The following is a 12,133-nucleotide window of genomic DNA, read 5'->3' as shown; positions in this document are numbered from 1 at the left end:
GCCGGTTACAAAGTGATTTTACCCATCTTTACTCAACGTCTTAGGCCTCGATATAGCATGATGTGTTCCATAACGCCTTTAACGCAGAATAAACCCCGGTTTGTCAGGATTAATCAGATCAAGCTCTTATAGGTCACTGAAATATATTGCCTTATTCCAGCCGCAGCGCTAAGAGTTATTTTGCATCGTCAAAACTAAACTATAAGGCGAAGGACATGAAACCCTCATCACAAGTAACATTTACCCTCTCTTTGCTGACAGCAGGCATCCTGTGCGCAAGCGCAACGGCGTTTGCAGCCAGCGTGCCGGCAGGAACCGAGCTGGCTGAGAAGCAGGAACTGGTCAGGAATAATGGCAATGAGCCGGCATCGCTCGATCCGCATAAAGTCGAAAGCGATGTCGAATTCAATATTATCAGCGATTTGTTCGACGGGCTGGTCAGCGTCTCGCCGCAGGGGGAGATCCAGCCGCGGCTGGCCGAGAAATGGGAGAACAAGGACAACACCGTCTGGACCTTCCATTTGCGCCCGGGCATTACCTGGAGCGACGGCACGGCCATTACCGCCCAGGACGTGGTCTGGAGCTGGCAGCGGCTGGTGGATCCGAAAACCGCCTCGCCGTACGCCAGCTATCCGGGCAATATGCACGTGGTTAACGCCGCCGATATCGCCCAGGGCAAAAAGGCCCCCGACACCATGGGCGTGAAGGCGCTGAACGACACCACGCTTGAAGTGACGCTGACCCAGCCCAACGCGGCGTTCCTGGCCATGCTGGCGCACCCGTCGCTGGTGCCGGTGGATAAGGTCCTGATTGGCCGCTATGGCGATAAGTGGACGAAACCGGAGCACTTTGTCAGCAGCGGCGCCTATAAGCTCAGCCAGTGGGTGGTCAACGAGCGGATCATCGCCGAGCGCAACCCGCGCTACTGGGACAACGCCCATACCATCATCAACAAGGTGACGTATCTGCCGATCACTTCTGAAGCCGCCGATGTTAACCGCTACAAGGCGGGGGAGATCGATATTGCCTACACCCTGCCGATCAACCAGTTTGCCCAGCTGCAAAAGACGCTGGGTAAAGAAGTAGATGTCTCACCGCAGCTGGCAACCTACTACTACGAATTCAACACCACCCGTCCGCCGTTTAACGATCCGCGCGTGCGTAAGGCGCTGAACATGGCCCTGGATAAAGACATTATTGCCGGGAAAGTGCTGGGGCAGGGGCAGCGTCCGGCGTGGGTCATTAGCCAGCCGGATATCGGCGGAGTGCAAATAAAAAATCCGGATTACGCCAGCTGGCCGATGGATAAACGCATCGCTGAGGCGAAAAAGCTGCTGACCGAAGCGGGCTTTAACGAGGGCCACCCGCTGAGCTTTAATCTGCTCTATAACACCTCGGAATCACACCAGCGTATTGCCATCGCCGTCAGCTCAATGTGGAAGAAAAACCTCGGGGTAGAGGCGAAGCTGCAAAACCAGGAGTGGAAAACGATGCTGGATACCATGCACACCCACAACTTTGATGCGGTGCGCTACGCCTGGATTGCCGATTACGACGATGCGGCGACCTTCCTGAACAACTTCCGCACCGGCGACAGCGAGAACACCAGCCAGTACAGCAATCCGGCCTATGACGAAGCGCTGGTCAACGCCGCCAAAGCCAAAACCACCGCCGAGCGCGGGGCATTCTACCAGCAGGCGGAAGATCTGCTGGCGCGGGATGTTCCGGCGATCCCGGTCTATCACTACGTGCGTACCCACCTGGTGAAGCCGTGGATAGGCGGATTTACGCCGGATAAGCTCGGGTACTACTTCACAAAGGATATGTACATCAAAAAGCACTAAGGGTTATGGCTGAGATCCGGTGCTGAGAAAATGGCCAATGCGTTGTCTATTCAACCGATTAAACGCGTTTTGGCTATTTTTCAGGCGAACGATTGGGTTCATACTTTACAGCGCACACGGAGGTGTTTATAGTTCGCCTCACTTAGGAAGCGTGGCCGAGCGGTTGAAGGCACCGGTCTTGAAAACCGGCGACCCGAAAGGGTTCTAGAGTTCGAATCTCTACGCTTCCGCCAAATTTGAAAGCCCTGCGATAGCAATATCGCGGGGCTTTTTCTTTTATCGTGTTACCAAAGAATGACGTAATGTCAGCCAGATTCAGACCCGCACTGAATAAAATTAACCCCAGAAAACTCAGGAGCATAAAAAAGTAACTCTGCCATCATCAACTGCACAAGCAGACTCGTTTTGCTAAGCTGAAAGAGATGATTCCTCTCATCCGGAGCGGTTTCAGTTTTAATGGAATACATAACATATGAGTGAAAATACCCCCATCCCAAAGCAGTCCACAAGCAAGATTAACAAAGCGGTCTTCTATACATCTGCTTTGTTAATTTTCCTTCTCGTTGCATTTGCAGCGATTTTCCCTGACGTTGCCGACAAAAATTTCAAACTGCTGCAGCAGCAGATATTCACTAACGCCAGCTGGTTCTACATCCTGGCGGTCGCGCTGATATTACTGAGCGTGACGTTTCTTGGTTTGTCTCGCTACGGCGATATCAAGCTGGGTCCCGATCATGCCCAGCCCGATTTCAGTTATCACTCCTGGTTTGCCATGCTGTTTTCCGCAGGGATGGGGATAGGCCTGATGTTCTTCGGCGTCGCCGAGCCGGTCATGCACTATCTCTCTCCGCCGGTAGGCACCCCCGAGACCGTTGCCGCTGCCAAAGAAGCAATGCGGCTAACCTTCTTCCACTGGGGGCTTCACGCCTGGGCTATCTATGCCATCGTTGCGTTGATCCTCGCCTTTTTCAGCTACCGCCATGGCCTGCCGCTGACGTTGCGCTCGGCGCTCTATCCTATCATCGGTGACAAAATTTATGGGCCGATAGGCCACGCCGTCGATATTTTTGCCGTTATTGGCACCGTTTTTGGGGTGGCGACCTCGCTGGGCTATGGCGTATTGCAGGTGAATGCCGGGCTTAATCATCTCTTCGGTGTGCCGGTTAATGAAACGGTGCAGGTGATCCTGATCGTCGTCATCACCGGTATGGCGACCATTTCCGTGGTCTCCGGGCTGGATAAAGGCATCCGCATCCTGTCCGAGATTAATCTGGGTCTGGCCTTGCTGCTGTTGGCGCTGGTGTTGTGCCTGGGGCCTACCGTCCTGCTGCTGAAATCTTTCGTTGAAAACACGGGCGGCTATCTCTCTGAACTGGTAAGTAAGACGTTCAACCTTTACGCCTACGAGCCAAAATCCAGCAACTGGCTGGGAGGCTGGACGCTGCTGTACTGGGGCTGGTGGCTCTCCTGGTCGCCCTTTGTCGGGATGTTTATTGCCCGAGTCTCCCGCGGCAGAACCATTCGTGAATTCGTGACCGGCGTGCTCTTTGTCCCTGCGGGTTTCACCCTGATGTGGATGACCGTTTTCGGTAATAGCGCGATTTATCTCATCATGAGCCAGGGGGCAACCGATCTGGCGAACACGGTGCAGCAGGATGTGGCGCTGGCGCTGTTCAATTTCCTCGAGCACTTCCCGTTCTCATCCATACTGTCGTTTATCGCCATGGCGATGGTCATTGTCTTCTTTGTCACCTCAGCCGACTCGGGTGCAATGGTGGTGGATACGCTGGCGTCCGGCGGCGAGCCGAATACGCCCGTCTGGCAGCGCATTTTCTGGGCCGCGCTGATGGGGGTGGTGGCGATTGCGCTGCTCCTTGCAGGTGGGCTAAGCGCGCTGCAAACGGTCACCATTGCCAGCGCGTTACCGTTTTCCGTCATCCTGCTTATCTCCATCTACGGGCTGTTGAAGGCGCTACGTCGTGATTTAACCAAGCGCGAAAGCCTGAGTATGGCGACTATCGCGCCCACCGCAGCCCGCAATCCAATTCCGTGGCAGCGGCGTTTACGTAATATCGCCTATCTGCCGAAGCGCTCCCTGGTGAAACGCTTTATGGATGAGGTGATCCAACCGGCGATGACGCTGGTTCAGGAGGAGTTGCAAAAGCAGGGCACGGTGAGCCGAATCAGCGATGTGCCGGACGATCGTCTTCGTCTGGAAGTGGATTTAGGCAATGAGCTGAACTTTCTCTATGAAGTCAGGCTGCGTGGCTATAACTCGCCGACTTTCGCCCTGGCGGCTATCGATAACGACGAACAGCAAGCGGAGCAGCACAGATACTACCGTGCAGAAGTCTACCTCAAAGAGGGGGGACAGGATTACGATGTCATGAGCTGGACTCAGGAACAGCTGATCAACGACATTCTGGACCAGTACGAAAAGCATCTGCACTTCCTGCATCTGGTTCGTTAATCTTCCGGTGCCGCCAACCCTGGCGGCATTTTTTTTGCCCTGCAACTGACGAAGAGAGGTCAACGATGATGTCGCGCTGGCGGTGGATACTGGCACAGGTCTTTAAAAAACTCTGGTTCAGGGCAACGCTGTTCGCCATTGCGGCCATTATCACCGCGCTGCTATCCATCGTCTTTAAGTCGATGATCCCGGAGTCCTTATCGGTCAAGGTGGGCGCCGAAGCGGTAGACAACATCCTCAATATCCTCGCTTCAAGCATGCTGGCGGTGACCACCTTTTCCCTCAGCATTATGGTCTCCGCCTACGGGTCAGCGACAACAAATGTTACCCCCAGGGCCACGCGCCTTGTTGTCGAAGATGTCACTACCCAAAACGTACTGGCCACCTTTATCGGCTCGTTTCTGTTCAGCCTGGTAGGGATCATCGCCCTGAATATGGGCGCATACGGGGAACGGGGGCGGGTGATTCTATTTTTCGTCACCCTGATCGTTATTGCGCTGATTCTGTTAACGCTGCTGCGCTGGATCCAGCATCTGACTTACCTTGGCCGCGTCGGAGAGACAACCAAAAAAGTGGAGGATGCGGCGTTAGAAACCTTTATTGAACGCGCCAAAAACCCCTGTCTCGGCGGCTTTCCCTGGCCTGAGAGCGACACGCAGCCAAAAGGCACCACCGCTCTTTTTCCCCGGGATATTGGATACGTTGAATATATTGACGTCGACAGGCTTCAGGCGCTGCTGTCCGACAGTTCGTTGCATGTCTATCTGGTGGCGCAACCGGGCAGCTTCGTTCATCCTTCCCGGCCCCTGATCTACGTGACCGATAGCGTAGACGCGGCACTCAGTTCAGCGATCCAGTCAGCAGTTCGCGTGTCTGACGTGCGCTCCTTTAATCAGGACCCCCGTTTTTGCCTTTGCGTGCTGGCGGAAATTGCCTGCCGCGCACTTTCGCCCGCGGTGAACGATCCCGGAACCGCCATTGACGTTATCGGCCGCGGGGTGCGGGTACTGTCTGAATATGCCCGCCACGCCAGCACCGGGAGCGAGGTGAAATACCCTGCCGTTCACGTGGCACCTCTGCGGGACTGCGACCTGATGGAAGACTTTTTTTCACCCATCGCGCGCGACGGCGCGGCGATGCGGGAAATACAGCTGAGAGTGCTGAAAAGCCTCAGCATGCTGAGCTGCGGCTGGCCCGAACGCTTTGGCTCAGCCGCAGCGGGCATGGTCGAGGAGATGAAAGAGCGCATAGAAATCACGCCCTATATTGCATCGGATAAACAGCGGCTGAGAGCGGCCTGTCACGCTTTGTTTCCGGAGGCGGGATCTCCTCGTGACGTGCAGAGCTGAACGTCGTCTTGCTGCCATCCCCGGTTAACAATGCGTGCTTTACGCCTGGTTACTGCCTGGCTTTCAGGCGTTTGAGCGTCCCCTTTAAAAACCTTCTTCTATACTCAGTTACGTTCAGTGATCTATGCCGCTGTTTTCCTTAACTGCCTGAGTTTTTAGCTATTGCCCATGCACACAACAGCCGCATCCATCCGGGAACAGGACATATTGGCTCATTTTTATTTTTGATAGGGGACTTCCTGGTATGTTGCATTCTCATCCCTCCCGTACCGGCAGCATTTTGCTGTTGCTGGCTGCGGTCATTGGCTTCGCGGTGGCGTTATACGCCTGGCTGACGCCCCTTACCGGCGTCACCGGTACCATTGGTGCGCTGGGCGTCGCCATAGCCTGCGCCGTGCTGGCGGTACTGACCTTTATACTGCGTGCCGCATCCGGTCGCGGCGGGCGTATATTCCTGATTATTGTCACTCTTGTGGTTCTGGCTGGTACGGGTTTTGCGGCCGCGCTGCTACACCAGTACATCATAACGGCAGCCATGGTGGTCGGCCTGATTGGTCTGATTATGCTGAGCAGCACTTCCGTTCACCACCATCCCCGCGTCAGAGCCTGAGGAGCCACCCGTGCATAACGATAAACACTACCCTTTAATGAAAGTCAGCATGACAGCGCTGGCACTGCTGATCGCGCCACTCTCACTGCATGCGCAGGATAAAGCCGCTGAGGCCTCTCAGGGAACGCAGGAAGAGCTCAACGTGGATGCGGCCGACCAGCAGGCGCCGGGCACCACCAAAACCACCGATGACGCCGCAAGCGGAAAAAGTGAAGGGCAGTCCGTGGCCTCGGCAGAGCATCCGGGGACGCCGCTTGTGCCTTCCACCGCCACCTGGGACAGCTTCCACGGGCAGCTTAATGCCCAGAAATACAGCCCGCTGACCCAGATCACCGCAGAGAACGTCGGAAAATTAAAAAAAGTCTGGGAGTTTCATACCGGCGATGTATCGGATGGTAAAGGCGATACCCCGGCGACCGTCTGGTCAGCCACGCCCATCTTCGCCAACGACACCCTCTACATCGGCACCCCTTTCGATCGCCTGATTGCGCTCGACCCGGGCACCGGGAAAGAGAAGTGGCACTATGACACCAAATCGCCGCGCAAGGCGCTGACCCAACCGGTGCTGAAGAACCGCGGTGTCTCTTACTGGCAGGCCAAAAATCCGGTCGCCGGTGAAGCGTGCCAGAAGATCGTCTATATGGGCACCGTTGACGGTAAGCTCTACGCCCTTGACGCCGACTCCGGCAAGCCGTGCAGCAACTTTGCGGACAACGGCGTGCTGAACGTAAATCAGTGGAACACGGTGAACGCTAAATTCCCGCTCTCCATCCTGCAGCCGCCGACGGTGGTGGGTAACCATCTGCTGGTGGGCTGGGCTGGTAAAGACTGGGCCTATGCCGAAGCGCCTCCGGGCACCGTATTTTCCATCAACGCCCAGACCGGCGAGCGGGAATGGTCCTTCGAGGCGATTCCAGCCGAAATCCGCCAACGCACGGGGACCGCTAACGTCTGGACGCACATGTCCGCCGACGAAGCCAACGGTCTGGTCTATCTTCCTGTTTCCTCTCCGTCACCTAACTACTGGGGCGGTAACCGTGTCGACGCGATCCCGCTTGGCACCTCAACGACCGCGCTGGACATCAATACCGGTAAAGTGGTCTGGTCCCGCCAGTGGGTGCATCATGACGTCTGGGATTACGATATCAACTCCGCGCCAACGCTGATGGATATCACCGTTGATGGTAAGCAGATCCCGGCGCTGATTCAGGCCACCAAGCAGGGCTTCCTGTTTGTGGTTAACCGCCTGACCGGGGAGGACGTCTGGCCTATCGAAGAGCGTCCGGTCCCGCAGGGCGACGGTTCTGTACAGGGTGAAAAACTTTCGCCAACCCAGCCGTTCCCGACGAAGCCTGCGCCGCTGCTCGATCAGTCGAAAAAGCCGGAGATCTGGAAGTTGGCCGATATGGTCGGGGCCGGTCAGTGCTCACGCCTGTGGGATAATCTGACCTATGAGGGCATGTACACCCCACCAACCACCAAAGGCGAGGGCGCGCTGACCTATCCCGACAGCGCCGGTGGCGTGCAGTGGGGCGGGGTGGCGTTCGATCCGAATAAGCAGATCGCTATCGTCAACACCTCACATATCGTGCAGTACGTGAAGCTCTACAGCCGTGAAGATTACGATAAGGCCGATAAAGACTCCGGCAACGAGAGTGGTTTTGCGCCGCAGGAAGGCGCGCCGTACGGTATGCGTCTGCTGGTGGCCAATAACTGGCTGGGCATGCCGTGCTGGAAGCCACCTTTTGGTGAGATTGTCGCGCTGGATATGCATACCGGTGACGTGAAGTGGCGCCGTCCGGTGGGGGCTTCGCAGCAATACGGTTTCTTTATGCCGGAAAGCTGGGGCTCGCCAACCATCGGCGGCCCGGCGATCACCGCGGGTGGGGTGATCTTCATCGGTGCCTCTATGGATGCCAAAGTACGCGCTTACTCGGTGGAGAGCGGCGAAGAACTGTGGTCCGATCAGGCTGAAGCCCCGGCGGTTGCCAACCCGTCAGTCTATGAATATAAAGGCCGTCAGTATGTGGCTTTTGTCGCGGGCGGGAACACTATCCTGAAGGATCAGGTGGGCGACCAGGTTGTAGTTTACGCGCTGCCTGAATAATTCCACAACGCGCACTATCACTGTAATGGGGCCCGCGGGCCCCTTTTTTGTCAGTCTTTAATTAAACCGTGACTCGCTTGCGTCCCGGCTATACTCGCCGTTTGCAGTCAATGTATCGCCCAGTTCCTGATAGACGAAATCATAAAAATCTGCGCTGGCATCGTAACCAGAGTAATCGACGACCGCGAGGCCCACGAACGCCCCGGTAAAGAACCCGCCATAGCTTTGCAGGACATAATCATCTGAGAGAACGGCGGCATCCAGTTTGACCGGGATCTCGGTGAACGCGACGCCATCAAAGCTGTATTCGTAGGTATAGGTTTCCTTACGGACTTTCGTGCGGAACCAGACGTATTCTGTTCCCTGCGGAATTTTGATCGCGTTATCTTTCAGGTAAGAGGTATATTTTCCGCGGTTATTTTCCCCTATTTCGATAACGGCACCGTTAATTTCATTCCAGGTGATGAATACGAAGCTCCAGTGACGATCGTTATAATAATTCGTCAGGCCAGCCATCTGCTGATAGCTAAATGGATTGAATTTGACTTTAACCTGAGCATCAAAATAGAAGGCCTGCCAGCGGCGGGCAATCAGCGAAAGATCGTGGGTATTGGCTAAAGAACCCTGGCCGTTTAACGTCAATTTTCCGTCGCCCGTTGTGCCCATTTTTTCGGTGAACGGGACGCGAAGCGTATTCCAGTTAATATCGAGCGTCGCACTTTTAAAATCATCGCGCTGGCTATGATCTTGTGCGCTTTCGGTGTAAATGGCATCGGCAGGGCCTTCGACAAAGGTTTTACCCCCATGGCCGCCTTCAATGCGTGGCCAGCCCGCTTCATCCCAGTACACTTTCTGGATAGAGGTTTCCCGGCCCAGGGTTGACCAGCCCCGGGGATCGTAGGCTGACTCACCCGGGCGATTCCACGGCCGTGCGCAGAGCGAGGCGTAATACCATTCACCGCCAGGGGTGGAAACTAACGCACCATGACCCTGTTTCTGAATATAGCTGTCCGGAGTATCGACGTTCGTCAGGAAGACCTCTCCTGGCTCGGTTTCAAAGCTATCGGCCTCTAAAGTTTTTGAACGGGCAACCACCTCCTGGTGGGTGAACACCGTCCCCCCCTGAGCGGCGAAAAGATAGTAATAGCCGTTCAGTTTATAAAGATGTGGCCCCTCAACCAGTGCAACGGCAGTGCCCCGGTAAATCGTTCGCGCTGTCTCTGGTTTTAATTTTAGCGTCTCGGTATTTAGCTCAGTTAACGTGATGCCGTTGAAGGGATGATGGTACTCGCGATGGTCCCAGGTTTGTTGAACCAGATATTTACGCCCATCGTCGTCATGGAAGAGTGAGGCATCGAAACCGACACCATTAAGTTTGATGGGATCGGACCAGGGACCCCGAATATCGGTGGCGGTGGTCAGGTAGTTTTTCATGTCCTTGAAGGCACCTTCGGTGATTTTCACGTCCGTGTACACCAGCCAGAATTTGCCATCGGCGTATGAGAGCGCGGGCGCCCAAATCCCACCGGAAGAGGGATTTCCTTTCATATCTAAAAGCGCTGTCGTTGATAATGGGCTGGGCAGAAGATCCCAGTTTTTCAGGTCTTTTGATTCATGCAGACGCACGCCAGGGAACCACTCAAAGGTTGAGTTGGCGATGTAGTAGGTGTCTTCTACACGAATAATGCTTGGGTCCGGGTTAAAACCAGGCAGTACAGGGTTCTGGATAAGCGACATATCATTCTACCTTTTAACGTTTTCTGAATTTTATTTTTAAAGACTATTTAATTCATATTCGAAATTACACGCGGATCTCATCAAGCTGGCGATTGATATCGGTGACATGTTTATCGGAGATGGGATAAATGTGAATGACGATCATCGAGATAAAGGCTAAAGCAATGGGGATCCAGACTGCGGTGATAATAATGCCGTCGATTGCACTCGCACTTTGCTGGGCCCCGGTTTCGCTAAATCCATAGGCTGCGAGTAACCAGAGTGGAATTGCGCCGCCGATAGTAAATCCAATTTTGAAAAAGAGCCCCATAATGGCATTGATGATGGCGGCATTGCGCTTGCCTGATTTTAATTCACCATAAGCGATCACTTCCGGCACCAGTGCCCACATGAATCCGGTCGCCGAGGTTAAGCCCCACTGCTTGATAAAGGTGGCGATATACGCGAGCCAGAGGGCATCATGCATACCTTCGCGCGACCAGACGTAGGTCAGTAATTCGCCGACAATAAACATGCCGAGGAAAATGTGGAAGAATCCTTTTTTACCAAAAATCTTCTTCAGCTTAGGCCAGAAAATGGGGAACAGAATGCCGGGGATTGAGGCAACAAGGCCGACGGCGCCCATCCATTCGGAATGGCCGACAACAAACTGATTGAAAAAGCCATTCACGGTGTTCATGAAGAACATAAATGTGAATGCCAGCATGAAAAACAGGCCGAGAATAACCAGCGGGCGGTTATTTTTGAGTTCAAGGAAGAGGTCGGTGGTTTTAACGTTGGCCGTCTGCTCTGCTGAAGCCACAACGCGTTCTTTGGTGAATTTATAGCAAATGAACAGGGCAACTGCGCCGATGACCATATAGATCGAGTAAACGCCAAACCAGGCATAGTTCGCTGAGGGATCGGTATAGTTGCCCATATTGAGCTCAAGGCCAAAGAACCCGGTGTCCTTGAGGCTGCGATCCTTGGGCGAGGCCATCTGGACAAACATAGGGAAGAGGGTATAGACCAAAAGATTGGCGCTGTTGGCCAGCATCATTCGCGTACTGGTCAGTTTATCGATAGATTCAGGATCCCGGGTCAATGAGGCATTCAGTGAACCATAAGGAATGTTCACTACGGAATAAACCAGATCCAGAGCCAGATAAACAATAAAGGCAAATGCAACCGAACCTTTTACGCCAGGAATAGGTGCAAAAAGTAAAGCGGACAGAATAACGAGCGGAACGCCGGCTCTTAAAATCCACGGACGATATTTCCCTGCCGATGAACTTCTTTTGTCAACATAGGTTCCGACCATCGGATCCCAAAAAACATTGAGGATGCGTACAAAAAGAAAGATGAATCCCGCCGTCGCGGTACCGATGGTATTTACCGTCAACATGTGAAGCGCCAGAAAACCACCAATCGTGCCAAAGACCAGGTTTTGCGCAAAGTCGCCCATTCCATAGCCAATGCGCTCCCCACGAGATAATTTGTGATATTCATCATGCCGGCTATGCATTATGTTTTTACTCATTCTAATCCGATCTCCGATTTGTTTTATGAACGCGAAGCTCTTTCTGACACAGGAGGCCAGGGAGGATCCATTACGTTTTTAAATTAATTTATTATGTTTTTTTATTTCTGTGATCGTCGAGCACAGGTTCTATATAAAGCCATAAAATAGCTCTGGTGAAGCGGTGTCAATGTGTTGGAAATATAAGGGTGATTTTGCGACGAAGTTCACGTTTGAGCATTATCTTACCCGGATAGTGAAATAACGTAATTGAGCAACAGGCCAGGAAAATAGAGGGTATGTCTCAGCCGATCCTTGCCGCTACCTGAGAGCGCTCTCGCTTTAACAGTCAGCGCGCATTATAAGTTTCAAAGAAGGAGATAGCCTTACGATAATTGTGTAAAACCTCTGGCCCTATAAAAATAAAAATCAACTTGTTCTGATGATAGCGACATATTCTGTCAATCCGGAACGGGGTGGTTATTGTCTGAATAAAATTTAAATATATTGAGATAACC

Annotated in this window: 7 protein-coding genes and 1 tRNA gene; 6 read left to right on the top strand and 2 right to left on the bottom strand. The window is 53.7% G+C overall.

Features of this window, described 5'->3' with window-relative positions:
• The first annotated feature begins 215 nt into the window (after positions 1–215).
• From K5I40_RS17045 to K5I40_RS17020, 6 genes are all read left to right on the top strand, one after another.
• Positions 216–1,844 carry an ABC transporter substrate-binding protein gene (locus K5I40_RS17045; RefSeq protein WP_223075104.1) on the top strand — a complete coding sequence of 543 codons (1,629 nt, stop codon included), beginning with the start codon at positions 216–218 and terminating at the stop codon, positions 1,842–1,844.
• A gap of 145 nt (positions 1,845–1,989) precedes the next feature.
• A tRNA-Ser gene (locus K5I40_RS17040) sits at positions 1,990–2,077 on the top strand.
• Between the two features lie 239 nt (positions 2,078–2,316).
• Positions 2,317–4,314: a choline BCCT transporter BetT gene (locus tag K5I40_RS17035; protein WP_039029426.1), complete on the top strand. Its 1,998-nt coding sequence runs from the start codon at positions 2,317–2,319 to the stop codon at positions 4,312–4,314.
• Between the two features lie 65 nt (positions 4,315–4,379).
• Positions 4,380–5,663 carry a DUF2254 domain-containing protein gene (locus K5I40_RS17030; protein ID WP_223075105.1) on the top strand — a complete coding sequence of 428 codons (1,284 nt, stop codon included), beginning with the start codon at positions 4,380–4,382 and terminating at the stop codon, positions 5,661–5,663.
• Positions 5,664–5,907: 244 nt separating this feature from the next.
• Positions 5,908–6,273, top strand: a complete 366-nt coding sequence (locus tag K5I40_RS17025) for a hypothetical protein (protein ID WP_039029424.1) — start codon at positions 5,908–5,910, stop codon at positions 6,271–6,273.
• 10 nt (positions 6,274–6,283) lie between these two features.
• Positions 6,284–8,380, top strand: coding sequence for a pyrroloquinoline quinone-dependent dehydrogenase (locus K5I40_RS17020; protein ID WP_223075106.1), 2,097 nt, complete (start codon positions 6,284–6,286; stop codon positions 8,378–8,380).
• 57 nt (positions 8,381–8,437) lie between these two features.
• Here the strand turns inward: K5I40_RS17020 and K5I40_RS17015 are convergent, their stop codons facing one another.
• Positions 8,438–10,117, bottom strand: a complete 1,680-nt coding sequence (locus K5I40_RS17015) for a glycoside hydrolase family 43 protein (protein WP_223075107.1) — start codon at positions 10,115–10,117, stop codon at positions 8,438–8,440.
• 64 nt (positions 10,118–10,181) lie between these two features.
• On the bottom strand, positions 10,182–11,621 hold the full coding sequence (locus tag K5I40_RS17010; protein WP_197057129.1) for an MFS transporter: 1,440 nt from the start codon (positions 11,619–11,621) through the stop codon (positions 10,182–10,184).
• Positions 11,622–12,133 lie beyond the last annotated feature (512 nt).

The sequence above is a fragment of the Leclercia sp. LTM14 genome, from assembly GCF_023736175.1.
GTDB classification, from domain to species: Bacteria; Pseudomonadota; Gammaproteobacteria; order Enterobacterales; family Enterobacteriaceae; genus Enterobacter; species Enterobacter barmai.
This window is presented reverse-complemented; position numbering and strand designations above follow the sequence as displayed.

Coding starts and splice junctions, on each gene's coding strand:
- K5I40_RS17045 (WP_223075104.1), top strand. CDS start 216: ATGAAACCCTCATCACAAGTAACATTTACCCTCTCTTTGCTGACAGCA.
- K5I40_RS17035 (WP_039029426.1), top strand. CDS start 2,317: ATGAGTGAAAATACCCCCATCCCAAAGCAGTCCACAAGCAAGATTAAC.
- K5I40_RS17030 (WP_223075105.1), top strand. CDS start 4,380: ATGATGTCGCGCTGGCGGTGGATACTGGCACAGGTCTTTAAAAAACTC.
- K5I40_RS17025 (WP_039029424.1), top strand. CDS start 5,908: ATGTTGCATTCTCATCCCTCCCGTACCGGCAGCATTTTGCTGTTGCTG.
- K5I40_RS17015 (WP_223075107.1), bottom strand. CDS start 10,117: ATGTCGCTTATCCAGAACCCTGTACTGCCTGGTTTTAACCCGGACCCA.
- K5I40_RS17010 (WP_197057129.1), bottom strand. CDS start 11,621: ATGCATAGCCGGCATGATGAATATCACAAATTATCTCGTGGGGAGCGC.